At 63.6% G+C, this 25,026-nt stretch carries 28 protein-coding genes and 3 tRNA genes; 14 read left to right on the top strand and 17 right to left on the bottom strand.

Features of this window, described 5'->3' with window-relative positions; translation table 11 throughout:
• From PHX69_RS06020 to cysS, 4 genes are all read right to left on the bottom strand, one after another.
• Positions 1–170: PP-loop family protein (locus PHX69_RS06020; RefSeq protein ID WP_288042818.1), on the bottom strand; the 170-nt coding region annotated here is incomplete at its 3' end.
• Between the two features lie 51 nt (positions 171–221).
• Positions 222–1,199, bottom strand: coding sequence for an acetyl-CoA carboxylase carboxyltransferase subunit alpha (locus PHX69_RS06015; protein ID WP_119012740.1), 978 nt, complete (start codon positions 1,197–1,199; stop codon positions 222–224).
• A 54-nt stretch (positions 1,200–1,253) separates the two neighbouring features.
• Positions 1,254–1,817, bottom strand: coding sequence for a DNA-3-methyladenine glycosylase family protein (locus PHX69_RS06010; RefSeq protein WP_374761671.1), 564 nt, complete (start codon positions 1,815–1,817; stop codon positions 1,254–1,256).
• A gap of 144 nt (positions 1,818–1,961) precedes the next feature.
• Entirely contained in the window at positions 1,962–3,338 is a 1,377-nt protein-coding gene (gene cysS / locus PHX69_RS06005) for a cysteine--tRNA ligase (RefSeq protein WP_119012742.1), read from the bottom strand.
• Between the two features lie 211 nt (positions 3,339–3,549).
• On the opposite strand from cysS, the gene PHX69_RS06000 reads away from it, so the two are divergent.
• Genes PHX69_RS06000 through PHX69_RS05975 form a run of 6 tightly spaced genes read left to right on the top strand, consistent with a single transcriptional unit; the run spans position 3,550 to position 8,814 of the window.
• Positions 3,550–4,653, top strand: coding sequence for a nuclear transport factor 2 family protein (locus tag PHX69_RS06000; protein WP_288042816.1), 1,104 nt, complete (start codon positions 3,550–3,552; stop codon positions 4,651–4,653).
• Between the two features lie 48 nt (positions 4,654–4,701).
• Complete coding sequence (locus PHX69_RS05995; protein WP_288042815.1) at positions 4,702–5,997, top strand: L,D-transpeptidase family protein; 1,296 nt, start codon at positions 4,702–4,704, stop codon at positions 5,995–5,997.
• Positions 5,994–6,578 carry a peptidylprolyl isomerase gene (locus PHX69_RS05990; RefSeq protein ID WP_119012744.1) on the top strand — a complete coding sequence of 195 codons (585 nt, stop codon included), beginning with the start codon at positions 5,994–5,996 and terminating at the stop codon, positions 6,576–6,578. Before PHX69_RS05995 ends, PHX69_RS05990 begins: the two co-directional genes overlap by 4 nt.
• 27 nt (positions 6,579–6,605) lie before the next feature.
• Positions 6,606–7,118 (top strand): peptidylprolyl isomerase, encoded by a 513-nt coding sequence (locus PHX69_RS05985; RefSeq protein WP_119012745.1) that lies wholly within the window; start codon positions 6,606–6,608, stop codon positions 7,116–7,118.
• Between the two features lie 36 nt (positions 7,119–7,154).
• Positions 7,155–7,946 (top strand): UDP-2,3-diacylglucosamine diphosphatase, encoded by a 792-nt coding sequence (locus PHX69_RS05980; protein ID WP_288042812.1) that lies wholly within the window; start codon positions 7,155–7,157, stop codon positions 7,944–7,946.
• A 4-nt stretch (positions 7,947–7,950) separates the two neighbouring features.
• Entirely contained in the window at positions 7,951–8,814 is an 864-nt protein-coding gene (locus PHX69_RS05975) for a M90 family metallopeptidase (protein WP_288042810.1), read from the top strand.
• An 82-nt stretch (positions 8,815–8,896) separates the two neighbouring features.
• Here the strand turns inward: PHX69_RS05975 and PHX69_RS05970 are convergent, their stop codons facing one another.
• The 4 genes from PHX69_RS05970 to PHX69_RS05955 all read right to left on the bottom strand — a co-directional run bounded on the left by PHX69_RS05970 (position 8,897) and on the right by PHX69_RS05955 (position 11,322).
• The gene (locus PHX69_RS05970) at positions 8,897–9,739 is read right to left on the bottom strand and encodes a DODA-type extradiol aromatic ring-opening family dioxygenase (protein ID WP_288042808.1); all 843 of its coding nucleotides are present in this window, start codon (positions 9,737–9,739) and stop codon (positions 8,897–8,899) included.
• Between the two features lie 97 nt (positions 9,740–9,836).
• The gene (arfB, locus tag PHX69_RS05965; protein WP_288042806.1) at positions 9,837–10,250 is read right to left on the bottom strand and encodes an alternative ribosome rescue aminoacyl-tRNA hydrolase ArfB; all 414 of its coding nucleotides are present in this window, start codon (positions 10,248–10,250) and stop codon (positions 9,837–9,839) included.
• Positions 10,251–10,324: 74 nt separating this feature from the next.
• Entirely contained in the window at positions 10,325–10,786 is a 462-nt protein-coding gene (aroQ, locus tag PHX69_RS05960; RefSeq protein ID WP_119012831.1) for a type II 3-dehydroquinate dehydratase, read from the bottom strand.
• 131 nt (positions 10,787–10,917) lie between these two features.
• Positions 10,918–11,322 carry a hypothetical protein gene (locus PHX69_RS05955; protein ID WP_119012750.1) on the bottom strand — a complete coding sequence of 135 codons (405 nt, stop codon included), beginning with the start codon at positions 11,320–11,322 and terminating at the stop codon, positions 10,918–10,920.
• A gap of 171 nt (positions 11,323–11,493) precedes the next feature.
• On the opposite strand from PHX69_RS05955, the gene PHX69_RS05950 reads away from it, so the two are divergent.
• From PHX69_RS05950 to PHX69_RS05940, 3 genes are all read left to right on the top strand, one after another.
• Positions 11,494–13,293, top strand: coding sequence for a glutamine--tRNA ligase/YqeY domain fusion protein (locus PHX69_RS05950; protein WP_288042805.1), 1,800 nt, complete (start codon positions 11,494–11,496; stop codon positions 13,291–13,293).
• Between the two features lie 114 nt (positions 13,294–13,407).
• Positions 13,408–13,725, top strand: a complete 318-nt coding sequence (locus PHX69_RS05945; protein WP_119012752.1) for a DUF2322 family protein — start codon at positions 13,408–13,410, stop codon at positions 13,723–13,725.
• An 88-nt stretch (positions 13,726–13,813) separates the two neighbouring features.
• Positions 13,814–14,443, top strand: a complete 630-nt coding sequence (locus PHX69_RS05940) for a DUF937 domain-containing protein (protein WP_288042804.1) — start codon at positions 13,814–13,816, stop codon at positions 14,441–14,443.
• Positions 14,444–14,568: 125 nt separating this feature from the next.
• On the opposite strand, the gene PHX69_RS05935 is transcribed toward PHX69_RS05940, so the two are convergent.
• The 9 genes from PHX69_RS05935 to folC all read right to left on the bottom strand — a co-directional run bounded on the left by PHX69_RS05935 (position 14,569) and on the right by folC (position 22,008).
• Positions 14,569–14,645: transfer RNA gene (locus PHX69_RS05935), tRNA-Asp, on the bottom strand.
• Positions 14,646–14,695: 50 nt separating this feature from the next.
• Positions 14,696–14,771: transfer RNA gene (locus tag PHX69_RS05930), tRNA-Glu, on the bottom strand.
• A 33-nt stretch (positions 14,772–14,804) separates the two neighbouring features.
• A tRNA-Ala gene (locus PHX69_RS05925) sits at positions 14,805–14,880 on the bottom strand.
• 66 nt (positions 14,881–14,946) lie between these two features.
• Positions 14,947–16,371: a glutamate--tRNA ligase gene (gene gltX / locus PHX69_RS05920; protein WP_288042803.1), complete on the bottom strand. Its 1,425-nt coding sequence runs from the start codon at positions 16,369–16,371 to the stop codon at positions 14,947–14,949.
• Complete coding sequence (locus tag PHX69_RS05915; protein WP_288042801.1) at positions 16,368–17,579, bottom strand: O-succinylhomoserine sulfhydrylase; 1,212 nt, start codon at positions 17,577–17,579, stop codon at positions 16,368–16,370. Before PHX69_RS05915 ends, gltX begins: the two co-directional genes overlap by 4 nt.
• Positions 17,580–17,620: 41 nt before the next feature.
• Positions 17,621–19,129 (bottom strand): amidophosphoribosyltransferase, encoded by a 1,509-nt coding sequence (purF, locus tag PHX69_RS05910; RefSeq protein WP_288042799.1) that lies wholly within the window; start codon positions 19,127–19,129, stop codon positions 17,621–17,623.
• A gap of 87 nt (positions 19,130–19,216) precedes the next feature.
• Positions 19,217–19,705 (bottom strand): CvpA family protein, encoded by a 489-nt coding sequence (locus tag PHX69_RS05905; protein ID WP_119012757.1) that lies wholly within the window; start codon positions 19,703–19,705, stop codon positions 19,217–19,219.
• Between the two features lie 17 nt (positions 19,706–19,722).
• A complete protein-coding gene (locus PHX69_RS05900; RefSeq protein WP_288042798.1) occupies positions 19,723–20,658 on the bottom strand; it encodes an SPOR domain-containing protein in 936 nt (311 codons plus the stop codon).
• Between the two features lie 24 nt (positions 20,659–20,682).
• Positions 20,683–22,008 (bottom strand): bifunctional tetrahydrofolate synthase/dihydrofolate synthase, encoded by a 1,326-nt coding sequence (gene folC, locus PHX69_RS05895; RefSeq protein WP_288042797.1) that lies wholly within the window; start codon positions 22,006–22,008, stop codon positions 20,683–20,685.
• Between the two features lie 47 nt (positions 22,009–22,055).
• Here folC and PHX69_RS05890 point away from each other — a divergent pair, with 47 nt between their 5' ends.
• The 5 genes from PHX69_RS05890 to argG all read left to right on the top strand — a co-directional run.
• Positions 22,056–22,454, top strand: a complete 399-nt coding sequence (locus PHX69_RS05890; RefSeq protein ID WP_288042796.1) for an arsenate reductase — start codon at positions 22,056–22,058, stop codon at positions 22,452–22,454.
• Between the two features lie 136 nt (positions 22,455–22,590).
• Positions 22,591–23,238, top strand: coding sequence for a glycine zipper 2TM domain-containing protein (locus PHX69_RS05885; protein WP_288042795.1), 648 nt, complete (start codon positions 22,591–22,593; stop codon positions 23,236–23,238).
• 132 nt (positions 23,239–23,370) lie between these two features.
• A complete protein-coding gene (gene ppnP, locus PHX69_RS05880) occupies positions 23,371–23,688 on the top strand; it encodes a pyrimidine/purine nucleoside phosphorylase (protein WP_119012761.1) in 318 nt (105 codons plus the stop codon).
• A gap of 6 nt (positions 23,689–23,694) precedes the next feature.
• Positions 23,695–23,766, top strand: a complete 72-nt coding sequence (locus PHX69_RS16150) for a DUF1010 domain-containing protein (RefSeq protein WP_119012833.1) — start codon at positions 23,695–23,697, stop codon at positions 23,764–23,766.
• Between the two features lie 10 nt (positions 23,767–23,776).
• Positions 23,777–25,026: argininosuccinate synthase (argG, locus tag PHX69_RS05875; RefSeq protein WP_288042794.1), on the top strand; the 1,250-nt coding region annotated here is incomplete at its 3' end.

Genomic DNA, 25,026 nt, shown 5'->3' with positions numbered 1-25,026 from the left:
TCTGCCGCCGCTTGCAAACCGTGGTGCACGTGGATGGCCTGCACCTGCCCCGGCCAGCGCTGCGCACAGGCCAGCAGCAGCGCCGTCGAATCCGCGCCACCACTCAGGCCCACGGCCAACGGCAGCGCCGGGACAAACGCGCCGATCGCAGCATCGAAGGTGGTGGACATGGCAGTGCAGCGGGCTAGCCCAAGGCGCAAACCGCCCCGGGCAATGCCAGCTCAGCGGCTATCGGCCTTGGTGTCGGTAAAACGACCATAGCTTTGCAAACGCGCGTAGCGGCGCTCGATCAGCTCTTTGGTCTTGAGGTCGGCCACCTGGCGGAAGGCGTCGCCCAGTGCGCGCTTGAGCAAGGCCGCCATGTGCTTGGGATCGCGGTGGGCGCCGCCCACGGGCTCGCTGACGATTTTGTCCACCAGGCCCAGCGCCTTCAGGCGGTGCGCCGTGATGCCCAGGGCCTCGGCAGCCTCTTGGGCCTTGTCGCTGGTTTTCCAGAGGATGGAGGCGCAACCCTCAGGGCTGATCACCGAGTAGATCGAATACTGCAACATCAGCAGCTGGTCGCACACCGACAGCGCCAGCGCACCACCCGAGCCGCCCTCGCCAATGATGGTGGTGATGATGGGCACTTCCAGTTGCGCCATCTCGTAGATGTTGCGGCCAATGGCCTCGGACTGGCCGCGCTCCTCAGCGTCGATGCCCGGAAAGGCACCGGGCGTATCGACAAAAGTGAACACTGGCAGGCTGAACTTTTCTGCCGTCTTCATCAGGCGCAGCGCCTTGCGGTAGCCCTCGGGGCGCGTCATGCCAAAGTTGCGCAGTGCGCGCTCTTTGGTGTCGCGGCCCTTTTGCTGGCCCAGCACCATGCAGGCGTGGCCATTGAAGCGTGCCAGGCCACCGACGATGGATTTGTCGTCGGCAAAATGCCGGTCGCCATGCAGCTCGACAAAGTCGGTGAACAGATCGCGCACGTAGTCCAGCGTGTAGGGGCGCTCGGGGTGGCGCGCAATCTTCGTGACCTGCCAGGGCGACAAGTCCGCATAGATGTCTTTGGTGAGCTGCTGGCTTTTTTTGCTGAGCTGGTCGATTTCTTCCGAAATATCGACAGCACTTTCGTTTTGCACGTAGCGCAGCTCTTCAATTTTGCTTTCGAGTTCTGCGATGGGTTGCTCAAAGTCGAGGAATGTTTTTTTCGCCAAGATGGGTTCTCCTAGGGCGCCCTGCGGCCGATGGTGGCGCAGGCGCGGTGCCGTTCAGTACGCGACCGGCTGCGGGTCCAGCGAGCGCCAAATATACCAAGTGGCTACGCTGCACCAGGGCTTCCAGGCCTCGGCCACCTCGCGGGCGTCGCTGCGGCTGACCGGGTCGCCAGAAAAGTAACCGAGGCTGATGCCCTTGATCAGCCCCACGTCGTCCAGCGGCAGCACGTTGGGCCGCAGCAGGTGGAAAATCAGGAACATTTCTGCCGTCCAGCGGCCCACGCCGCGGATGGCCACCAGCTCGGCAATGATGGCCTCGTCGTCCATGCTGCGCCAGGCATCGACGTGCAGCTTGCCCGCGTCAAAGTGCAGCGCCAGATCCACAAGATAGTCCACCTTGCGCGCCGACAGGCCCGCAGCGCGCATGTCGTCCACCTTGAGCCGCAGCACACTGGCGGGCGTGATGGTCGCTGGCGCCAGCGCGGCAAAGCGATCCCAGACGGTCTGCGCTGCCTTGACCGAGATTTGCTGGCCGACGATGCTGCGCGCCAGCGTGGTGAAGGCATCGCCGCGCGATTGCAAGGTGGCCTCGCCCAACTGCGGGATCAGGCGCTTCATGACCCGGTCTTTTTTCATGAGGTGCTTGCGCGCCTCTGACCAGTAGGCGGGCGAGACCAGATTTGCACTCTCTTGAACTATTATTTTAGTAGCTACCACCGCACGCCCCGTCTGCTTTGGAAGCCATTTTGACCATTAAATTTTTCACTGGGCAGCTTCCCAGGTGGTGCCTGCGGCAGAGTCTTTGAGCACGATGCCAGCGGCCAGCAGCTCTTGGCGAATGCGGTCGGCTTCGGCCCAGTTTTTGGCGGCTTTGGCGGCGGTGCGCGCGGCAATCTGCGCCTCGATGGCGGCGCCATCCAGCGCCGTGCCCGCTTGCAAAAATGCCTGCGGATCGGCTTGCAGCAACCCCAGGCAGGCGCCCAGGCGCTTGAGCAACCCGGCAGCCTGCGCCGACTGGCTGCGGTTGACTTCGCTGGCCAGGTCAAACAGCACGGCCACGGCGTCGGGCGTGCCAAAGTCTTCGTCCATGGCCGCCTTGAAGCGGGCGGCGTGTGGCTCGGCCCAGTCCACGTCCACCTCGGCGGGCGCGACCAGGCTCAGGGCGGTGTACAAGCGTTTGAGGGCAGCGCGGGCGTCGTTCAAATGCACATCGCTGTAGTTGAGTGGGCTGCGGTAGTGGCTGCGCACGACAAAAAAGCGCACCGTTTCGGCGTCGTACTGTTGCAGCACGTCGCGGATGGTGAAGAAGTTGCCCAGGGATTTGGACATCTTCTCGTTGTCGATGTTGATGAAACCGTTGTGCATCCAGGTGCGTGCCAGCATCTGGCCGTGGGCACCTTCGCTTTGGGCGATTTCGTTCTCGTGGTGCGGAAACTGCAAGTCGGCGCCCCCGCCGTGGATGTCAAAGCTCTCGCCCAGCAGTGCGCAGCCCATGGCCGAGCATTCGATGTGCCAACCGGGGCGGCCTTTGCCGAACGGGCTGTCCCACTGCACCTCGGTCGGTTCGGTGGGTTTGGCCGATTTCCAGAGCACAAAGTCCAGCGGATCGTGCTTGCCGTCTTGCACGGCCACGCGCTCGCCCGCATTCAATTCATCCAGCGACTTGCCCGAGAGCTTGCCGTAGCCCGCAAACTTGCGCACGGCGTAGTTCATGTCGCCATTGCCGGCCTGGTAGGCCAGGCCCTTGTCAGCCAGCTGGCCAATCAGCGACAGCATCTGCGGCACGTAGTCGGTGGCGCGCGGCTCGTGGGTGGGGCGCTCTATGCCCAGCGCGTCGGCATCCTGGTGCAGGGCATCGATCATGCGGTCGGTCAGGCTGCGGATGGTTTCGCCGTTGTGCACGGCGCGCTGGATGATTTTGTCGTCGATGTCGGTGATGTTGCGCACGTAGGTCACGCGGTAGCCGCTGGTGCGCAGCCAGCGCTGCACCACATCAAACGCCACCATGGAGCGGGCATGGCCCAGGTGGCACAGGTCGTACACGGTCATGCCGCAGACGTACATGCGCACATGGCCGGGTTCGAGCGGGGAAAACGCTTCCAATGCACGCGACAGCGTGTTGTAGATACGCAAACTCATGGGGTGTCAATGTTGGAGATTCAAGGGTGAAGCAGATTCACCGGGGGCGTAGGAAATTTGCCCGCTGCGGGGGGACAGGCCACTGGGCTGGTACACGCCTGTGGTGCGGCCCGTGGGGGTGCTACCCCGGTCTGGCACCCCCCTCAGCTACAATTCGCCGCAGTATAAGCCCCCTCGGGGCTTGTCGCATTCCTCCCCCAATCCACCCTCCATGAAGCAAGTTCGCCGCAATTTTTCCGATGTTCTGCGCCTGCTGGCACTGACTGCACTGCTGGGTGCCAGCGCTGCCCACGCCAACGAATATGGCGACATTGCCCAGTTGCTGCGCACCGGCAAAGCCGCCGAAGCACTGGCCAAGGCAGACCAGCTCCTGGTGGCCAAACCGCGCGATCCACAGCTGCGTTTCCTGCGCGGCGTGGCACTGACCGAGGCGGGCAAGCCCACCGAGGCCATCGCCGCTTTTTCCAAACTCACGCAAGACTATCCCGAGCTGCCTGAGCCCTACAACAACCTGGCCGTGCTGTACGCCAGCCAAAATCAGTTTGACAAGGCCCGTGCCGCGCTGGAGATGGCCATCCGTACCAATCCCAGCTACGCCACGGCCCACGAAAACCTGGGCGATGTCTATGCCCGCCTGGCCAGCCAGGCCTACAACAAGGCACTGCAACTGGACGCCACCCAGGCCGCAACGGTGCAGCCCAAGCTGGGGCTGATCCGCGATCTGGTCTCGCCTGTGGCAGGCGCTGGCGGCAAAGACGCCACCAAAGTTGCAGCAACACCGGCCCCCGCCCCGGCGGCTCCCCCAGTGCCTGCGGCACCCGTGGCAGCCCCGGCACAGGCATCGACGGCACCTTCTCCTGCTGCCGCACCGGCGGTCGCAGCCCCTGCACAGCCCGCCCCGGCGGCTGCACCCGCAGCCAAACCAGCCCCTCCAGCGCCAGCGCCCGCCCCGGCAGCACCCGCGCCCGATGCGGCCGCAGTGCGCGACATCACCAGCGCAGTGCAAGACTGGGCCAAGGCCTGGGCCGCCAAAGACATGCCCTCTTACCTGAGCGCTTACGGCAAAGACTTCGTGCCTGCGGGCAAACAAAGCCGCAAAGCCTGGGAGACCGAGCGCCGCGATCGCATCGTGGGCAAATCGCGTATCAGCGTCAAAATTGATGACCTGCAAGTCAAAGTGGCAGGCACCAAGGCCACGGCACGGTTTCGCCAAAGCTACAGCGCAGGCGCACTCAACACCCAAAGCCGCAAGACGCTGGAGATGGTCAAAGTGCAAAACCAATGGCTCATCGTGCGCGAATCTGTGGGCAACTGACGCCAGCTGCCCGGCGCGGGCGGCCTGGATAGATATACAGACAGCGATTTGAACCCCGACATCTTTTTCTCACACCCTGCGCGGGGCCACTGGGTGCTGGCCAGCGCCTTGGTATGCGCACTGGGCATACCGGGCACCGCTTGGGCGCAAGACAACAAGCCCAGCAAACGCCCTACCAAGCCCACGGCCAGCGCCCCCAAGAAAACCGTTCCACGGGCAGCACTGATCGACGGGCAGGCTGAAACGCGGCTGCTGGCCATCTACCAGCTCATCGGCCAGGGACAACAACGCCAGGCGCTGACCGATGCCGAAAACCTGGTGCGCGACCACCCCAACTTCCAATTGGCACAACTGGTACTGGGCGATTTGCTGGCGGCACGCGCACGCCCGCTGCGCCAGGTGGGCGCTGTGCCGGGTGCCCATGTGGCAGGCATTGTGGGCACCACCGACACCCTCAGCGTGCTGCGCGAAGAATCCCGCCAGCGGCTACAGGCACAGCACGCCCGCCCCCCGGCCAACACCATTCCGGCGCAATTCCTGGCCCTGTCGCCACGCCAGCGCCATGCAGTGGCGGTCGATGCATCGCGCTCACGGTTGTATTTGTTTGAGAACTCGGCCCAGGGCATGCGCCTGGTGGCCGATTACTACGCCTCGGTGGGCAAGCTGGGCATCGACAAATACGTCGAAGGCGACCAGCGCACGCCGCTGGGCGTGTACTTCATCACCAGCCGCCTGGATCCGGCAACGCTGCGCGACTTCTACGGCGCCGGCGCCCTGCCCCTGAACTACCCCAATCCGCTCGACCAAAGCCGTGGCAAAACCGGCAGCGGCATCTGGTTGCACGGCACACCGCCCGAGCAGTTTGCGCGCGCGCCGTTGGCCACCGATGGCTGTGTGGCCATTGCCAACCCCGACCTGGAGCGCCTGCTGCGCACCGTCGAACGCTCCACCCCCGTGGTGATCGCACAGCAACTGCGCTGGGTGGCCCCCGACAGCGTGCAAACCGAGCGCCAACAGTTTGACGCCGTGCTCAACGCCTGGCGCGCCGCCAAATCCCAGGGCGACCTGGCCAGCCTGCAACGCTTTTACGCCCCTGACTTCAAAAGCGCCTCAGAGCAACCGCTGGCGCAGTGGCTGACCACGCTGACCCCGCCCCCCGACCAGCGCGGGCGCAGCATCGAAATCAAAGACAAATCCTATCTGCGCTGGACAGACAGCCAGGACACCATGGTGGTGACGTTTGGCGAAGTCCCCGAAGGCGCGCGCACTGGCACCACGCGGCGCCAATACTGGACGCGCAAGGGCACGCAGTGGCAAATATTCTACGAAGGAGTGACCGGATGATTTCCAAGAGAAAATCGACTCTAACGCTTGCTGGTATTGCGCTAGCAGCTATGTTTTCAGTAGCACCCATGGCCCAGGCGCAAGACGCGCCCCAGGTCAAACTGGCCACCTCCATGGGCGACATCGTGGTGCAGCTCGACCCGGCCAAGGCACCCAAGACGGTCGAGAACTTTCTGTCCTACGTGAAAGACAAGCACTACGACGGCACCATCTTCCACCGTGTCATCGACGGTTTCATGGTGCAAGGCGGTGGTTTTACCGCCGACATGGTGCAAAAGCCCACCAAGGCACCCATTCCCCTGGAAGCGGGCAATGGCCTGAAGAACGACACCTACACCATCGCCATGGCGCGCACCGGCAACCCGAACTCGGCCACGGCGCAGTTCTTCATCAACGTCAAAGACAACGCCATGCTCAACGCCCCGCAGCCTGACGGCCACGGCTATGCCGTGTTCGGCAAAGTGGTCAAGGGCACCGACGTGGTGGACAAAATCAAGGCCGTGGCCACCGGCAACAAGGGCGGCCACCAGAACGTGCCCACCACCCCCATCACCATCACTTCCGCCACGTTGGTGAAGTAAAACCCTTCTTTTTTGAAAGACCTTGCCATGAGCAACCCCCAAGTCGAACTGCACATCGCCAACTACGGCGTCATCACCCTCGAACTCGATGCGGCCAAAGCGCCCAAGTCGGTCGAGAACTTCCTGGCCTACGTCAACAACGGCCACTACAACAACACCATTTTTCACCGCGTGATCCCTGGCTTCATGGTGCAAGGCGGCGGCTTTGAACCCGGCATGAAGCAAAAGGAATCGACGCTGGTCGCTCCCATCCAGAACGAAGCACAGAACGGCCTGAAAAACGCCAACTACACCGTGGCCATGGCCCGCACCAGCGACCCGCACTCGGCCACGGCGCAGTTCTTCATCAACGTGACGGACAACAGCTTCCTCAACCACACCTCTCCCACACCGCAGGGCTGGGGCTATGCCGTATTTGGCAAGGTGATTTCGGGCACCGAGGTGGTGGACAAAATCAAGGCCGTCAAGACCGGTCGCAGCGGCTTCCATGACGACGTGCCCAAGGAAGACGTGGTCATCGAAAAGGCTGTGGCGCTGTAAGGCAGCCACCTGGTTCGCAGCCCCTGCCCTGCCACCATGACGCCGACCGTGCCCCGGTTCGAAGAGCTTGTGGCTCCTTCGCACTGGCGCACGGTCGATTTCATTTCCGACCTGCACTTGCAGGCCAGCGACCCGGCCACCTTGGCCGCTTGGCAGCAGCTGCTCCACACCACGCCCGCCGACGCCCTGTTCATTCTGGGCGATCTGTTTGAAGTGTGGGTGGGCGACGATGCCCTGCAAGAGCCCGGCAGCTTTGAGGCCCATTGCTGCGCCGTGCTGCAAGCCAGCGCCCGGCGCCAACCTGTTTTTTTCATGCACGGCAACCGCGACTTTCTGGCGGGCGAGGCGTTTTTGCGCCACTGCGGCATCACCGGCCTGGCCGACCCCACGGTGCTGGCGCTGGGCGAAGAACGCATCGTGCTCAGCCACGGCGACCTGCTGTGCGTGGACGATGTGGATTACCAGCGCTTTCGCCAGCAAGTGCGCAACCCCGTCTGGCAGCAGCAGGTGCTGGCCCAGCCCCTGGCCGCACGCCGCGCCCAGGCGCGCAGCATCCGCAGCAAGAGCGAGGCGCGCAAGCAGTCCGGCGAGGCGTATGCCGATGTGGACGGCCCCACCGCCATCGCCTGGCTACAAGCCGCCGGTGCCCGCACCCTGCTGCACGGCCACACCCACCGCCCCGCCGAACACACATGGGCCGATGGCCTGACCCGCGTGGTATTGAGCGACTGGGACTGCACCGCCACACCGCCACGCGCCCAGGTGCTGCGCTGGCAAGCCGGCGCAGGCTTTGCGCGGATCAACACGCTGGCCGATCCGGCCCCTTGAGAATATGAGCGCATTGCAGGGCGCAGCGCAGGTTCTGCGGCGCCTATGGCAGGCCCTCCAACGCCTGGCCCGCCGCACCCCGCTGGCTGCGTTGGTGACCGAGCGCGACATTCCCGATGCGCTGTGGCAAGCCACGCTGGCGCACTACCCGTTTCTGGCCGACCTGAACGCTAGCGAGGCACAGCACCTGCGCCGCCTGAGCGCCGCTTTTCTGGCGCACAAAGAATTCCACGGTAGCCACGGCCTGGTGGTGACCGACGCCATGGCCGTGGACATTGCCGCCCAGGCCTGCCTGCCGCTGCTGTACTGGGGCGACGGCACCGAGGCACTGGGCTGGTACGACGATTTTGTCGGCATCGTGTTGCACCCGGGGCAAGCGCTGGCCCGGCGCAAGGCCGTGGACGATGCCGGTGTGGTGCACCACTACACCGAAGTGCTGGCGGGCGAGGCCATGGAGCGCGGCCCCATCATGCTGAGCTGGCAAGACGTGCGGGCGGGCGCACACAGCACGCACCACGGCACCAACGTGGTCATCCACGAATTTGCCCACAAGCTCGATATGCGCAACGGCAGCGCCGACGGCTGCCCGCCCCTGCCCGCAGGCTTCATGGGCACCGAGGGCGCGCGCGCGGCCCACGCCCTGTGGTGGCAAGCCTGGGAAAGCGCCTACGCCCAGTTCAAAGAGCGCGTCACCATCGCCGAGCGCTTTGGCGGCGCCTGGCCCTGGCTGGATGCCTACGGCGCCACCGCCCCCGCCGAGTTTTTTGCCGTGGCCTGCGAGGCGTATTGGGTCAACCGGATGCAGTTCGCCCACGAGTTCCCCAGCCTGGCGCCGCTGCTGGACGCTTTTTTTCAGCGTCCGGCGTGAGCACATTGACCTACAAAAAAAGAGCCAAATTAGCCTCTGACGCCCGCCCATCAAGCGCGAGCAGCTATCATTTTTTACAAATTCAAACCGGTGGTTGCAAAGCAAAAGCATCCATGGCCAGCACGCCGTACATCACCTCGCGGCTGAGGTAGTCGGGGTGCAGGTCGTCGCCCGCCGCGCCCAGGGCAAAAAACAGCGGCAGAAAATGATCGTCCGTGGGGTGGGCACGCGCAGCATGGGGGGCGCGGCGGCGGTAGTCCAGCAACGCGGCCAAGTCACCGCGCAGCAGCGTATCTTCAATCCAGCGGCTGAACTCCAGCACATAGGGCGCGGGTTCACGCTCGCCGCCAAAAAACTCGCGCAGGTTGTGCGTCATGCTGCCCGAGCCCATCACCAGCACCCCCGACTGGCGCAGGCTGCGCAGGGCCACGCCCATGGCATAGACCTCGGCAGGGCCTGCCTGCGAGGGCAGCGCCACCTGCACCACGGGCAGATCAGCCTGGGCAAACAGGTGCATCAGCGGCACCCAGGCACCGTGGTCAAAAGGCCGCTCGGCATCGCCTTGCGCGGCCATGCCTGCGCTCTGCAACAGGGCAATCACCTCGTGTGCCAGCGCGGGCGATCCCGGTGCGGGGTATTGCAGCGCGTACAGCGCGGGCGGAAAGCCGCCAAAGTCGTGCCAGGTGGCGGGCTGCGCGCTGGTCATGACCCGGGGCGTGGGCGCCATCCAGTGCGGCGACATGACCACCACGCCGCGCAGGCTGGCAAAATTTTTGCGCAGTGTCTGTCCCCAGCGGGCCAGTGCTGGGCCGGTGCTGCCCGCCTCCATGGCAAACAAGGGGGCGCCGTGCGAGACAAACAGGGCCGGAACGCGGGCCGCATCACCGGTGGATGGGGCGACAGAAACAGGGGTGGCAGTGGACATGGCGTACTTTCAGAAGAATGGCCCACTGTAAAACGCCGCGCCGCTGCGACCAAGCCCCGCCGCCCCTACACACTGTTGCACCAGCAGCACCAATCGGTCAGGTGCCGTCGCGCACCCGGGCGCGCAGGGCCTTGGTGGCGCCACGCTGGGTTTTGCCTTCGAGGCGGCGCTGTTTGGAGCCATAGGTGGGCTTGGTGGCACGGCGCACCAGCGGCGCCTGCGCCACGCTTTGCACCAGGGCGTTGAGCCGTGCCAGCGCATCGGCACGGTTTTGCTCCTGGCTGCGGTATTGCTGGGCCTTGATGACGACCACGCCGTCTTGCGTGATGCGGCTGTCGCGCAGCGCCAGCAGGCGCGCTTTCACGTCGATGGGCAGCGATGAGGCACCCACGTCAAAGCGCAAATGCACCGCGCTGGAAACCTTGTTGACGTTTTGCCCACCAGCGCCCTGGGCGCGCATGGCCGTGAACTCGACTTCCTCTTCCGGTACGTGCAGCAGGGGCGGGGTCATGGTGCGCTCCAGACAACAAGTCCGGCGTGGGGTGCGGTGCGTGCTCGCACGGTGGCCAAAGAATGCGGGCGCACTCAGGCGGCGGCCTGCATCTGGGCCAGCGCGTCTATGGCCAGACCATAGCCCTGCACGCCAAAGCCGCACATCACGGCGCGCGCCACCGCCGACAGGTACGAGTGGTGGCGAAAGCTCTCACGCGCAAACACATTGCTGATGTGCAGCTCCACCAAAGTCACGCCCGTGCCCTTGATGGCATCGGCCAGTGCGATGCTGGTGTGCGTATAGGCACCCGCGTTGAGCACCACCCCGGCCAGATCACCTGCGGCGTGCAGACGACCGGCCTCGTGAATCCAGTCCAGCAGCACGCCCTCGTGGTTGCTTTGGTGAAAACGCAGCGCCAGGCCATGGCGCGCGCAGGCGGCGGCACACATCTGCCCCACATCGGCCAGCGTGTGTGCGCCATATACGGCGGGCTCGCGCGTGCCCAGCAGGTTGAGGTTGGGGCCATTGAGGACAAAAACGGTTTTCACAAGCACTGCTCCCTTTGCCAAGCGCCCGGCCAGCACAGGCCGCTGGTGGGCACAAACGCGCGATTATGCGGCGCCCCATGCAAAAGGCGGCCCCCAAAGGCCGCCTGCGCGCACAACAACTGCTGCACGCACGGGTGTCAGCGGCGATCCCAGCGGTCGCCCCGACCACCCCGGTCATCGCGGTGGCCATGGCCATGGCCGTGACCACGGTGGCGGTGGTGGCGACCACCATCACGGTAGTAATAACCAGGAGGCGGTGCCACGTAGGCAGGCGGTGCGTAATACACCGGCTGCGGTGGCGCGTAGTACACAGGCCGGGGTGGCGGTGCGTAATACACCGGTGGCGGGGGCGCGTAATACACCGGCGCGGGCGCCACCACCGCCGGGTAGCCATTGCCCACGCCCACTGCCACACCGGGAGCGGCAATGCCCACAGCCCAGTTCACATCACTGCGGGCCTGTGCTGCACCTGCCCCCACCAGCAAAGCCAAAGCCAGCCCTGCCGAAGCAGCCATGGCATGGAAAGAACGGTTTTTTGTCATAAAAATCTCCTGGTTGGATAGATGCCAGAGCACCTACCGTGCCCCCGCTGGTACATAACGCACCAGACAGCCGCAAGGATGGCACGAAAGCGCATCTTCTGTGTTTCCGGACGTACGCACGCCTGTTTCTGTGCGTAACCCCCACCCCGGGCAGCCACCTAAAATGGCCCCATGAGCCTTCCCACCACCCACACCCCCACAGACGCTGCCAAGCCCAGCAACTTTTTGCGCCAAATCATCGAGCACGACCTCGACAAAGGCACCTACGCCAGCCGCCGCTGGGCTGGCAGCCCCGGCGACGCCGCCCACCACGCCCAGGGCGAACCCGACCCCGCCAAAATCCGCACCCGCTTCCCGCCCGAGCCCAACGGCTACCTGCACATCGGCCACGCCAAAAGCATCTGCATCAACTTTGGCCTGGCGCGCGACTACGGCGGTATCTGCCACCTGCGCTTTGACGACACCAACCCGGAAAAAGAAGACACCGAATACGTCAACAGCATCATCGACGCCGTGAAATGGCTGGGCTTTGACTGGAACGGCAGCGCGGGCGCCGCCCCCTACCAGGCCAGCGACTACTTCGACTTCATGTACCGCGCTGCCGAATACCTGATTGAAGCGGGCCACGCCTACGTCGATGAACAAAGCGCCGAGGACATGCGCGCCAACCGGGGCGACTTCGGCAAGCCCGGCATCGACAGCCCCTACCGCAGCCGCACCCCCGCCGAGAATTTGATGCGTTTTCGGGAAATGAGGGACGGCCAGCATGCGGATGGCGCTATGGTTTTGCGAGCAAAAATCGACATGGCCAGCCCCAACATCAACCTGCGCGACCCGGCCATCTACCGCATCCGCCGCGCCACGCACCACCACACGGGCGACCAATGGTGCATCTACCCCATGTACACCTTCGCGCACCCGATTGAGGACGCGCTGGAGCAAATCACCCACAGCATTTGCACGCTCGAATTTGAAGACCAGCGCCCGTTCTACGACTGGCTGCTGCAACGCCTGATAGAAGGCGGCCTGCTGGCCAGCCCGCCGCCGCACCAGTACGAATTTGCGCGCCTGAACCTGACCTACGTGGTGACCAGCAAACGCAAACTGGCCCAGTTGGTCAACGAACACAAAGTGAGTGGCTGGGACGATCCGCGCATGCCAACAATAGTCGGGCTGCGCCGCCGGGGTTACACGCCCCAAGCGCTGCAACTGTTTGCCGAACGCATCGGCGTGACCAAAAGCGACAGCTGGATCGACTACAGCACCCTCGAAGGCTGCCTGCGCGAAACCCTCGAACTGACCGCCCACCGGGGCATGGCCGTACTCAACCCCGTCAAACTGGTGCTGACCAACTGGGACGAGGTTTTTGCCGCAGGCTACCTGGAGCCCTGCCAACTGCCCGCCCTGCCCCACCCGCCCGAAGGCGTGGAGTCGCCCACCCGCCACTTCACCATCGGCAAGGAAGTCTGGATCGAGCGCGAAGACTTTGAAGAAGTGCCGCCCAAGGGCTACAAGCGCCTGTTCCCCGGCAACAAGGTGCGCCTCAAGGGCGGCTACGTCATTGAATGCACCGGCTGCACGAAAGATGCCAACGGCCAGATCACCGAAGTGCTGGCCACCGTGGTGGGGGACACCAAAAGCGGCACCCCCGGCGCCGACAGCGTGAAGGTGAAAGCCGCCATCACCTGGGTGGGCGTGGCAGACGGCGTGAGCGCCGAAGTGCGCATGTACGACCGCCTGTTCCTGGATGCGCAGCCCGATGCAGGCGGCAAAGACTTCCTGCAATGCCTGAACCCGAACAGCCTGAAGGTGGTGACCGCCATCGTCGAGCCGTCATTGGCCAACGCCCAGCCCGACGACAAATTCCAGTTTGAGCGCCACGGCTACTTTGTGGCCGATCGCATCGACCATCAGGCAGGCAAGCCGGTGTTTAACCTGGCGGTGGGGTTGAAGGACAGCTGGGGCAAGTAATGCCCCGCCCGCAAACTTCAACCACTATTTCCGCATAACTTGCTACGCTTTTAGGAGCTGCTAGCGCGCACCAATCAAGCGCTAGCGGCCGATTTAGCTCTATATTTTTATCTGATGAACTTCGCAGACCGCCTGAAACAACTTCCCTCCGCCAGCCACCTCGCCGCACTCCATGTGCTGGACACTGACGGGCAAGCAATGGCCACCATCGAGAACAAGCCCGGCCAGACTGGCTCTCTGGTGGTGTATGCCGCGCTGGCGGCGCTGTACGGTGGCAGCATCACGCCCGCCGCAGCCCGCCTGGGGCTGGAGTGGTATGCCGAACACACGGCAGACGCACACGCCTTCCCCGGCAAACACCCCAACATCGACCGCCTGCTGGCCTGGGCCCAAGGCACCGAAAACTACCGCGTGCAGACCGTCGCTGCGTGATAAGCGAGCCAGATCGGCGGGGCACTGTTGTGGCCTACTATGTCCAGTGGAACCTGATGGGCTCCACCTCTTTCTGAAAGGATTCCTGATGAACTCCCCCACCTCTCTGGCCAGCGAACTGATGGCCCAGCTCCAGGGCGCCCCGCTCCAGCAAATGGCCCAGCAACTGGGAACCAGCACTTCGCAAACCGAGACTGCCGTCAGTGCCGCCTTGCCACTGCTGCTGGGCAGTTTGGGGCGCAATGCGGCCCAGCCCCAGGGCGCGATGGATCTTTTTGGTGCATTGCAGCGCAACCACAGCGGTGGTGCCGATCTGGGCGGGCTGCTGGGCTCACTGCTGGGAGGAGGCGCCAGCAGCAGCAGTGCAGGCGGTGGCCAGCTGGATGGCGCAGCCATCCTGGGTCACATTTTTGGCGGCAACCAGCAGCGCGCTGAGGCGGGTCTGGGCCAAGCCACCGGGCTGGGTGCCAATGCCGGGCAGTTGCTGCAAATGCTGGCACCGATCGTGATGTCCTTCCTCGCGCAGCGCATGAACGCTGGCGGCATGGACGCCGGCAGCCTGGGCCAGGTTCTGAATCAAGAAAAAGAGCGCGCGCAACAACAGGGCGGTCTGGGTGGTGGTCTGCTGGGCAGCTTGCTCGACCAAGACGGTGACGGTCAGGTGGGGTTGAGCGATTTGCTCAAGATAGGCGGCGGACTGCTGGGCGGGCGGCGCTGAAAGCACACTGGGATCGCTCTGCTTTTGATAGCTGTTAGCGCTGTATGGCTGCACTCTGCGGCCAGATTGAATCCCAAAACAAAAACGCCACAACCAAAAAAATTTGATTGTGGCGTTTGCTTTTATGGCGGAGTGGACGGGACTCGAACCCGCGACCCCCGGCGTGACAGGCCGGTATTCTAACCAACTGAACTACCACTCCTGGCAGGCAGCTTTCGCTTGTATTCATCACACAAGCCAAGCGCTACAACTTGGCGACCCCACGGGGATTCGAACCCCGGTACTCACCGTGAAAGGGTGATGTCCTAGGCCTCTAGACGATGGGGTCAAAACCTTGGAACTAACCGTTAACAGACAAATTTGGTGGAGGTAAACGGGATCGAACCGATGACCTCTTGCATGCCATGCAAGCGCTCTCCCAGCTGAGCTATACCCCCACTATGCAACAACATTCACTGTGTGTTTGTTGTCATCATCTGAGCCTTGAATTATAGACAGGTTTTTCAGTGGTTTCGCAATCTTTCGATAACTTTTTCTTTTCCGACCAATTCAAGCACGGCATCTACGGACGGCGTATGGGCCGTACCGACGGTCACAACACGCACGGGCATGGCCAGTTGCGGCATTTTCAGACCCTGGGCGGTCAGCACCTGCTTGAAGGTGGCAGCAATCGAAGCCTTGTCCCACACACACTCCTCCAGCGCAGCCGCCAATGCATCGAGTGCCGGAGCAATCGCTGCGGTCACGTGCTGCGCCCGCTCCTCAGCGGAAGGCTCGACCGTGCTGCCATAAAACACCAGCGCCCAATCAGCCAAGGCCACAGTGGTGTCACAGCGGTCTTTGAACAGCGCGCAAATACGGGGCAAGCGGCCATCGTCCAGAGCCTCAGGGGCAATACCACGCTGCACTAACTGGGGCGATATCAAAGCGGCCAAAACATCATCAGACATGGCCTTGAGGTGCTGGGCGTTCACCCAGCGCAGCTTGGCCTCATCAAACTGGGCAGCGCTGCGCCCCAGGTGGTCCAGGTTGAACCATTCAATGAACTGTGCACGGCTGAAGATTTCATCGTCGCCATGGCTCCAGCCCAGGCGCGCCAGGTAGTTCACCATGGCATCGGGCAAAAAGCCTTCATCGCGGTACTGCGTGACGGGCTTGGCACCGTTGCGCTTGCTCATCTTCTCGCCTTGCTCGTTGAGCACCGTGGGCAAGTGGGCGTACACCGGTGGTTCTTTACCCAGTGCGCGGAAGATGTTGATCTGCCGGGGCGTGTTGTTGACGTGGTCATCACCCCGAATCACGTGGGTGATGGCCATATCAATGTCATCCACCACCACACAGAAGTTGTAGGTAGGGGTGCCGTCGGGTCGGGCAATCACCAGATCATCGAGCTCATCGTTGCGAATCTCGATGCGGCCTTTGACCTTGTCGTCCCAGGCCACCACACCGCCTTGCGGGTTCTTGAAGCGCAATACCGGCTGTACGCCTTCCGGCACCGGAGGCAGCGTTTTGCCGGACTCCGGGCGCCAGGTGCCGTCGTAGCGGGGCTTTTCTTTGGCGGCCATCTGCTTCTCACGCAGGGCATCCAGTTCGACCACGCTCATGTAGCAGGGATAGACATGGCCTGCCGCCTGTAGCTGCGCCAGTACCTCTTTGTAGCGGTCCATGCGCTGCATTTGGTAGAACGGGCCTTCATCGGGATCCATGCCCAGCCAGTGCATGCCCTCCAGAATCACATCCACTGCCGCCTGGGTGGAGCGCTCCAGGTCGGTGTCTTCAATGCGCAAGATGAAATCACCGCCTGTGGCGCGGGCAAATGCCCACGGATACAGCGCCGAGCGGATATTGCCCAAATGGATGAAACCCGTGGGCGACGGTGCAAAGCGCGTGCGCACATGCTGAGGAGGAGTGTGATTTTTGTCGGTCATGGCAAAGTGTCCAGCCCTCTGGCGAGGTCCGTTTTCAAGTCGTCAATGTATTCAAGTCCCACAGCCACGCGAACCAATCCCTGGCCAAGGCCTGCGGCCTGGCGCTGCGCCTCCGTCAGGCGACCGTGCGAGGTGCTGGCCGGATGGGTGATGGTGGTCTTGGTGTCGCCGAGGTTGGCGGTGATGCTGCACACGCGCGTACTGTCAATGGCGTGGAAGGCCCGGGTGCGGGCGGTTTCGGGGTCGCTGGCACGCACATCGAAGGACAGCACTGCGCCGCCCAGCCCCGACTGCTGGCGCATGGCCAGTGCGTGCTGCGGATGCGAATCCAGCCCGGGGTAGTACACCCGCGCCACGGATGGATGCCCCTGCAACCACTGTGCCAACGCCAGGGCGTTGGCACTTTGCGCCTTGACGCGCAGAGACAGCGTCTCCATGCCTTTGAGCACCACCCAGGCGTTGAAGGGCGACAGGTTCATGCCTGCGCTGCGGATCAACGGCGCCAGCTTGTCATCAATCAATGCGCGCGGCCCGCACACCGCACCGGCCATCACACGGCCTTGTCCATCGAGAAACTTGGTGCCCGAATGGATCACCAGATCAGCCCCCCACCGGGCAGGTTGCTGCAATGCAGGCGAGGCAAAACAGTTGTCCACGGCCAGCAGCACGCCAGCGCCATGGGCAATGTCGGCCAGCGCGCGGATATCGCACAAATCGGTCAGGGGGTTGGTGGGTGTTTCGGCAAACATCAGCCGCGTCTCAGGTCGCAGCGCGGCCTGCCAGGCTGCCGCATCCGTTTGCGAGACAAAGCTGGACTGCACCCCAAACCGTGCAAACTCCTTGCCGATCAGGTTCATGGTGGAACCAAACATCGACTGCGAGCAGATCACATGGTCGCCCGCCTTGAGCAACGCCATGCACATCAGCAAGATGGCCGACATGCCGCTGGAAGTGCCAATCGCGGTTTCGGTGCCTTCGAGCGCGGCCAGACGCTGCTCAAAGCTGGTCACGGTGGGATTGGAGGTGCGCGAATAGGTGTATCCCTCCTCGGCGCCTGCAAAGCGCAATGCGGCTGTAGCGGCATCGGGCTGCACAAAGCTGCTGGTCAGGTACAGTGCCTCGGAGTGCTCGCCATAGGGGCTGCGCGCAATGGCCTGGCGCACCGCGAGCGTGTCGGGATGCAAGCCGGCAGGTAATTCGTGGTTCATGGACTCAATCTTTTCTGGTGGCGGCACAGACAGCAAACGCCTCAAGCGTCGTGCGCATTGGGCAGAGCCAGCCGCGAAGTGTCTTCTGCATCCTCTTGCCCGGCGGGTCGTTCATCGTTGAGGCGTTCTATATCGGCCACGGTGATATCGCCCGTCACGTACACGCCATCGAAGCACGAGGCATCAAAGTCAGCGATGTGGGGGTTGAGGGCACCAATCGCTTTCTTCATACCGTCCACGTCCTGGTAGATCAGTGCATCGCAGCCAATCACCTGGCGCACCTGCTCGACGGTGCGGTCGTGCGCCACCAGTTCGCTGCTGGTGGGCATATCGATGCCATACACGTTCGGGTAGCGCACTGGGGGTGCCGCGCTGGCCAGATAAACCTTGTTGGCACCCGCCTCACGGGCCATTTGTACGATTTCGCGGCTGGTGGTGCCGCGCACGATGGAGTCGTCCACCAGCAGGACGTTGCGGCCCTTGAACTCACTGGCAGTCACGTTGAGCTTCTGGCGCACCGATTTTTTGCGCACGCCCTGGCCCGGCATGATGAAGGTGCGCCCGACGTAGCGGTTCTTCACGAAACCTTCGCGGTAAGGCAGGCCCAGTAACTGGGCTAACTGCATGGCACTGGGACGGCTGGACTCAGGGATCGGGATGACCACGTCGATTTCTCTCGGTGGCACGGTAGAGACCACGCGCTTGGCCAGCGTCTCGCCCAGGTTCAGGCGCGCCTGGTACACCGAAATGCCATCCATCACGGAGTCAGGGCGTGCCAGATACACGTACTCAAAAATGCACGGACTCAGGCGCGGTGTGTCAGCACACTGCTGTGCTGTCATCTGGCCTTGCAGGTCGATAAAAACAGCCTCGCCGGGCTGAATGTCACGCTCCAACACGTGGCCCGTTCCTTCGAGCACCACCGATTCGCTGGCCAGCATGACCGTGTTGTCAGCGGTACTGCGGCCAATACACAACGGACGAATACCGTAAGGATCGCGGAAAGCCAGCAAGCCATGGCCAGCGATCAACGCGATCACGGCGTAAGAGCCCCGGATGCGTTTGTGCACCGCACGCACAGCAGCAAACACGTCCTGCTCATGCAGCACCTTGCCCCGGGTGGCTTTGTCCAGCTCATCGGCCAGCACGTTGAGCAACACTTCGGAATCGCTCTCGGTATTGATGTGGCGGTGGTCGGTATTGAACAGATCAGCCTTGAGCGCCTGTGCGTTGGTCAAGTTGCCGTTGTGCACCAGCACAATGCCAAAAGGTGCATTCACGTAGAAAGGCTGTGCCTCTTCCTCGCTGAATGCATTGCCCGCCGTGGGGTAACGCACCTGGCCCAGGCCGCAGTTGCCGGGCAAAGCGCGCATGTTGCGGGTGCGAAACACATCTTTGACCATACCCTTGGCCTTGTGCATGAAAAATTTGCGCCCTTGCTGGGTGACGATACCTGCAGCATCCTGGCCGCGGTGCTGCAACAACAACAGCGCGTCATAAATCAGCTGATTGACAGGGGCGCCACTAACGACACCGACAATTCCACACATAGTTGACTTTCATCCGTTGGCGGGGCAAGGCCCGCATAGCATCAGGGTGCCACCTGGCCGACGGCCAGAGACCACCCACGAATTCACTCACGAAGGCAGGTGCCTGCCAAAATCTGCGGGCAGGGCCGGCCTCAATTCTTTCAGTGCAGCCGACAGCAGTACGGCACTGCCCGACTCTTGCCACCAGGCACCCTGCTGCAAGGGCGTGAGTTGCACCACCACCGCCACCACCAGGCCCACCACCACGGCGCGCAGTACGCCAAACAGCGCGCCCAGAGTGCGATCGACCGGGCGCAGGCCTGTGGCCTCGACCAGCTTCTTGCCCAGCCAGGCGATAAAGCCGCAGCCAAACAAGGCCAAAACAAACGTCACGACAAAACCTGCGGCATAGCGCGCAGCCCCCTGAAGATCACCCAAAGGCAGATAGGCGGCTACATCGGCGGCAAACCACTGCGCCACCACGAATGCCGCCAGCCAGCCCAGCACCGAAAGCACCTCAAACACCAGACCACGCCACGCGCCAATCAGCATCGATGCCAACAGCAGCGCCATAAAAATCCAGTCCAGTGCAGCCATGTGAGGCCTCGCTTCCGTCACAAAGTGAGAATCGAGGCGGGCAAATCCAGCCCCCGGATGCGCGATGCGGCCTTGTCGGCTTCAGCACGACCCGCAAAAGGCCCTACCCGCACACGGGTGCGTTTGCCATCTTTGGTATCGACCGTCTGGGTGTAGGTCTTGAAGCCCGAGCGTTCCAGCTTTTGGCGCACTTCACGCGCCTTGTCCGCGTCGGCAAAGGCACCGATCTGCACGATGAAACGCCCATCTTCCTGGGCGGCTGGTGCAGCAGCTACAACCGTGCGGCCCTCCAGCAAAGCCCGCGCACGCGCAGCCTCGTCTGGACGCGGCTCAGGCTTTGGTGCCGGTTTGGGTTCTGGCTTGGGCTCGGGTTTCGGCTCAGGCTTGGGAGTTGGCTTGGGCTCGGGCTTGGGTTCAGGTTTTGGCGCTGGCTTGGGCTCAGGTTTAGGTTCTGGCTTGGGCTCGGGTTTGGGTGTCGGCTTAGGCTCTGGCTTGGGCTCAGGTTTGGCAACGGGCTTGGGCTCGGGCTCGGCGGCGGCTTTGGGCGCCACCGCCGGGCGGCTGTCAGGCAGCAGCAGCGACTGCGCTGTCGCCATGGGCGATGGTGCAGCAGCCACCTGGGCGCTGCCACCCCGCCCGGACGGCAACACCTCTTCGCCATCGACCAGCCCCGCCTTGGCCACCTCTTCTTCAGACGGCACTACCAGCGGCGCCACTTTGTCTTGCCCCGGAATTTCGATGGCAATATCGACGGGAATGGGGCGCGGCTGTGTGTCGAACAGCATGGGAAAACCCACCACGCCCAGCAACACCAGAACCGCAGCGCCAATGAGCCGATGGCGGGCACGGCGGCGCATCACCTCGATACTCTCAGCGTGGGGAGCGCGCGATGGCCTCATCGCCTTGTCGCCCTGCCCTTGCTGGCCTGGCCACCGAAACTTGAAAAATGCCATGAATAAGCAAAAACCGGTGCGGACTTAGGTGTCCAGATGCTTGGCCTGCAAGCGCGGCGTGCCGTTTTGCAGAACGCCGCCCACGGTGTAGAACGAGCCAAAGACCACGATTCTATCAGCGGGGTCTGCGGCGGCCACGGCCGCTTCCAGGGCTTTTTCAGGGCTGGCATGGGTGCTGCACGGCACTTCGCGGCGCCCACCGGCCACGATTTGCAGCGCGTTCCACTTTTGCTGCAAGCTGGCGGCGGTGTCGGCGCGCGGCGTGGGCAGGTCGGTGAAATACCACCGGTCGATCAGTGGCCCCACCTTGGCCAGCATGGGCGCCAGGTCTTTGTCGGCCATGGCGCCAAAAACGGCGTGGGTGGTGGGAAAGTAGCCCATGGCATCGAGGTTGGCCGTGAGCGCCGCCACCGAATGCGGATTGTGTGCCACATCCATCACCAGCGTGGGCTGGCCCGGCACGATCTGAAAGCGCCCCGGCAGCTGCACCAGCGCCAGCCCGTTGCGCACGGCCTGCGCCGTGACCGGGATGCGATCGCGCAGCGCCTCGAACGCGGCCAGCGCGCCCGAGGCGTTCATCAGCTGGTTGGCGCCGCGCAGTGCCGGGTAGGCCAGCCCGGCGTAGCGGCGCCCGCGCCCACTCCAGGCCCACTGCTGCTTGTCGCCCGAATAATTGAAGTCTTGGCCAAAGCGCCACAGGTCGGCGCCAATCTCGCGGGCGTGGTCGATCACGCTTTGCGGCGGCACGGGATCGCTGACGATGACCGGGCGCCCGGTGCGCATGATGCCGGCCTTCTCGCGGCCAATGCTGTCGCGGTCGGGGCCGAGGTATTCGGTGTGGTCGATGTCGATGCTGGTGATGACGGCGCAGTCGGCATCAATGAGGTTGGTAGCGTCCAGGCGGCCGCCCAGGCCCACTTCCAGGATGGCCACGTCCAGCAGCGAAAAGCTCATCAGGCGCAGGATGGCCAGCGTGGTGAACTCGAAATAGCTCAGCGAGAATTCATTGCCATTTTGCGTTCTGGCGCTCTCCACCGCTGCGAAGTGCGCTATCAAATCAGAAGCATTGACGATATCGCCATGGATGCGGCAGCGCTCCTCAAAATGCACCAGGTGCGGCGAGGTATAGACGCCCGTGCGGTATCCCGCCTGCAACGCCACCGCCTCCAGCATGGCGCAGGTCGAGCCTTTGCCGTTGGTGCCCGCCACGGTAATGACGGGGCAGTCAAAACGCAGCGCCATGCGGCGGGCCACCTCGCGCACGCGCTCCAGGCCCATGTCGATGTGTTGGGGGTGCAGGCGCTCGCAGTGGGCAAGCCAGCCTTCAAGGGTGTGGATGGTGGTGTGCATACAGGGCGCCATTGTCGCCGAGCAGGCTGGGGTGCATGATGGCCACCATGATTACCCCTGACATCACTTTGTATGGCATTGCCAACTGCGACACCGTGAAAAAGGCCCGCGCCTGGTTCACCGCCCAAGGGCTGGATTACCACTTTCACGACTTCAAAAAGCACGGCGTACCCGCTGACCAGCTCCCGGTGTGGATGGACGCCGTGGGCTGGGACAAGCTGCTCAACCGCCAGGGCACCACCTGGCGCAAGCTCGACGCCGCCACGCAAGCCAGCGTGCACGACGCCGCCAGCGCCAGCGCCTTGCTGCAAACGCACGCCAGCGCCATCAAGCGCCCGGTGGTGCGCTGGCACAGCGCCGGTGCCACCCGCATCAGCGTGGGCCTGGACACCGAGCGCTGGGCGCAGTGGCTGGTCGACGGCGCAGGCCCCACCCCAGCGGCCTGAACCAGCGCCGGTGCGCACACTTTTGGCACAGGTCTTTACGCAGCTTTACGGCAGGCAGATGCTGCATTAGGCTGGTGCCGATAAACTTTTTTCCCGTCTGGCGCGTTACAGACCGAACGACCTGAAAAGGATTCTTATGCAAAAAACAGTGATCTTCTCTCTCCTGCTGGCCGGATGGGCTGGTGTGGCCGGTGTGGCCAATGCGCAGGAGCGGGCGCGCGTTCTGTCGGCCACCCCCATCGTGCAGCAGGTGGGCGTGCCGCGCCAGGTGTGCGGCGTGGAAACCGTACACACCGGCCCACGCACCAGCGGCGGCGGTGCGCTGCTGGGCGCCATTGCGGGCGGCGCAGCGGGCAACGCCATTGGCGGCGGCAGTGGCCGGGCCGCAGCCACGGCCTTGGGCGTGATTGGCGGGGCCGTGCTGGGCAACCACATCGAGGGCAATGGCCGCCCCGAGTACGAAAACGTCCAGCGCTGCACCACCGAAACTTTCTACGAGAACCGCACCGTGGGCTACAACGTCACCTACGAATACGCGGGCCGCCAATACACCACGCGCACCCAAACCGACCCCGGCGCCTGGATCAGCGTGAGCGTGCAGCCGCTGCACAACAGCCCCGGCGCGGGCCAGACCTACTCCACCATCGACCCCTACGCCCCCGAAAGCGCACCCTACCCCGTGCAGCCCTTGCAGCCGGTGTACGTCAACCCGCCGGTGACGGTGATCGAGTACAACAGCGAGCCCTACTACCCGCCCCCACGCCCGCGCCCGCACTGGCGCTGAAGCACGCGGCGCGGCACCAGCGCACCACCCAAGAGCCCCTCGGGGCTCTTTTTCATGGCTGCGCGCTGGCGGGAAGCGCGCTGGGCCTGTCCTAAAATCGCCGCTCTTTCACACCTCCCCGACACCACCTCCATGACCACCGAAAAAATCGACGGCGTTTCCGTCTCCACCCAGGCCAGCGTGTACTTTGATGGCAAGTGCGTCAGCCACGGCATCACCTTCCCCGACGGCACGAAAAAATCCGTCGGCGTGGTGCTGCCCGCCACGCTCACCTTCAACACCGGCGCCCCTGAAATCATGGAATGCGTGGCCGGCAGCTGCGAATACCGCCTCGATGGCACCGACACCTGGCTGACCAGCCAGCCCGGCGAGCAATTCAGCATCCCCGGCAACTCCAAGTTCGACATCCGCGTGACCGAGGCTTACCACTACATCTGCCACTTCGGCTGAAAACCACTGCGGCTGAAATTCAGAGCGTTTTTGGCCTCCAGCGCTTGCCAGATAAGCGCGAGCAGCTATCATTTTTGAGAGATATTCCATGGCAACCATCCTGCAAAACCTTCCCGTCGGCCAAAAGGTCGGCATCGCCTTCTCGGGCGGTCTGGACACCAGCGCCGCGCTGCACTGGATGAAGCTCAAGGGCGCCCTGCCCTACGCCTACACGGCCAACCTGGGCCAGCCCGACGAGCCCGACTACGACGCCATCCCGCGCAAGGCCATGGAATACGGCGCTGAAAAAGCCCGCCTGATCGACTGCCGCACACAGCTGGCGCACGAAGGCATTGCCGCGCTGCAAGCCGGTGCCTTCCACATCAGCACTGGCGGCCTGACCTACTTCAACACCACGCCGCTGGGCCGCGCCGTGACGGGCACCATGCTGGTGGCCGCCATGAAGGAAGACGACGTCCACATCTGGGGCGACGGCTCCACCTTCAAGGGCAACGACATCGAGCGCTTTTACCGCTACGGCCTGCTCACCAACCCCGCCCTGAAAATCTACAAGCCCTGGCTCGACCAGCTGTTCATTGACGAGCTGGGCGGCCGCGCCGAAATGTCGGCCTTCATGACGCAGCACGGCTTTGGCTACAAGATGAGCGCCGAAAAGGCCTACTCCACCGACTCCAACATGCTGGGCGCCACGCACGAGGCCAAAGACCTGGAGTTTTTGAACAGCGGCATCCGCATCGTCAACCCCATCATGGGCGTGGCTTTCTGGAAGGACGACGTGGCCGTGAAGGCCGAGGAAGTGTCGGTCACGTTCAACGAAGGCCAGCCCGTGGCGCTCAACGGCGTGGAATTCAACGACCCCGTAGAGCTGATTCTCGAAGCCAACCGCATCGGTGGCCGCCACGGCCTGGGCATGAGCGACCAGATCGAAAACCGCATCATCGAAGCCAAGAGCCGTGGCATTTACGAAGCCCCCGGCCTGGCGCTGCTGCACATCGCCTACGAGCGCCTGGTGACGGGCATCCACAACGAAGACACCATCGAGCAGTACCGCATGAACGGCCTCAAACTGGGCCGCCTGCTGTACCAAGGCCGCTGGTTTGACCCACAGGCCATCATGCTGCGCGAAACCGCCCAGCGCTGGGTGGCCCGCGCCGTGACCGGCACCGTGACGCTGGAGCTGCGCCGTGGCAACGATTACTCCATCCTCAACACCGAGTCGCCCAACCTGACCTACCACCCCGAGCGCCTGTCCATGGAAAAGGTGGAAGACGCGCCGTTCAGCCCGCTCGACCGCATCGGCCAGCTGACCATGCGCAACCTCGACATCGTGGACACGCG

It is taken from the genome of Simplicispira sp. (genome assembly GCF_028687295.1).
GTDB lineage: Bacteria > Pseudomonadota > Gammaproteobacteria > Burkholderiales > Burkholderiaceae_C > Simplicispira > Simplicispira metamorpha.
Note: the sequence above shows the minus strand (reverse complement) of the source record. Positions and strands in the feature narration are given on the sequence as shown.

Coding starts and splice junctions, on each gene's coding strand:
- PHX69_RS06010 (WP_374761671.1), bottom strand. CDS start 1,817: ATGAAGCGCCTGATCCCGCAGTTGGGCGAGGCCACCTTGCAATCGCGC.
- cysS (WP_119012742.1), bottom strand. CDS start 3,338: ATGAGTTTGCGTATCTACAACACGCTGTCGCGTGCATTGGAAGCGTTT.
- PHX69_RS06000 (WP_288042816.1), top strand. CDS start 3,550: ATGAAGCAAGTTCGCCGCAATTTTTCCGATGTTCTGCGCCTGCTGGCA.
- PHX69_RS05990 (WP_119012744.1), top strand. CDS start 5,994: ATGATTTCCAAGAGAAAATCGACTCTAACGCTTGCTGGTATTGCGCTA.
- PHX69_RS05985 (WP_119012745.1), top strand. CDS start 6,606: ATGAGCAACCCCCAAGTCGAACTGCACATCGCCAACTACGGCGTCATC.
- PHX69_RS05980 (WP_288042812.1), top strand. CDS start 7,155: ATGACGCCGACCGTGCCCCGGTTCGAAGAGCTTGTGGCTCCTTCGCAC.
- PHX69_RS05975 (WP_288042810.1), top strand. CDS start 7,951: ATGAGCGCATTGCAGGGCGCAGCGCAGGTTCTGCGGCGCCTATGGCAG.
- PHX69_RS05970 (WP_288042808.1), bottom strand. CDS start 9,739: ATGTCCACTGCCACCCCTGTTTCTGTCGCCCCATCCACCGGTGATGCG.
- arfB (WP_288042806.1), bottom strand. CDS start 10,250: ATGACCCCGCCCCTGCTGCACGTACCGGAAGAGGAAGTCGAGTTCACG.
- PHX69_RS05955 (WP_119012750.1), bottom strand. CDS start 11,322: ATGACAAAAAACCGTTCTTTCCATGCCATGGCTGCTTCGGCAGGGCTG.
- PHX69_RS05950 (WP_288042805.1), top strand. CDS start 11,494: ATGAGCCTTCCCACCACCCACACCCCCACAGACGCTGCCAAGCCCAGC.
- PHX69_RS05945 (WP_119012752.1), top strand. CDS start 13,408: ATGAACTTCGCAGACCGCCTGAAACAACTTCCCTCCGCCAGCCACCTC.
- PHX69_RS05940 (WP_288042804.1), top strand. CDS start 13,814: ATGAACTCCCCCACCTCTCTGGCCAGCGAACTGATGGCCCAGCTCCAG.
- gltX (WP_288042803.1), bottom strand. CDS start 16,371: ATGACCGACAAAAATCACACTCCTCCTCAGCATGTGCGCACGCGCTTT.
- PHX69_RS05915 (WP_288042801.1), bottom strand. CDS start 17,579: ATGAACCACGAATTACCTGCCGGCTTGCATCCCGACACGCTCGCGGTG.
- purF (WP_288042799.1), bottom strand. CDS start 19,129: ATGTGTGGAATTGTCGGTGTCGTTAGTGGCGCCCCTGTCAATCAGCTG.
- PHX69_RS05905 (WP_119012757.1), bottom strand. CDS start 19,705: ATGGCTGCACTGGACTGGATTTTTATGGCGCTGCTGTTGGCATCGATG.
- PHX69_RS05900 (WP_288042798.1), bottom strand. CDS start 20,658: ATGGCATTTTTCAAGTTTCGGTGGCCAGGCCAGCAAGGGCAGGGCGAC.
- folC (WP_288042797.1), bottom strand. CDS start 22,008: ATGCACACCACCATCCACACCCTTGAAGGCTGGCTTGCCCACTGCGAG.
- PHX69_RS05890 (WP_288042796.1), top strand. CDS start 22,056: ATGATTACCCCTGACATCACTTTGTATGGCATTGCCAACTGCGACACC.
- PHX69_RS05885 (WP_288042795.1), top strand. CDS start 22,591: ATGCAAAAAACAGTGATCTTCTCTCTCCTGCTGGCCGGATGGGCTGGT.
- ppnP (WP_119012761.1), top strand. CDS start 23,371: ATGACCACCGAAAAAATCGACGGCGTTTCCGTCTCCACCCAGGCCAGC.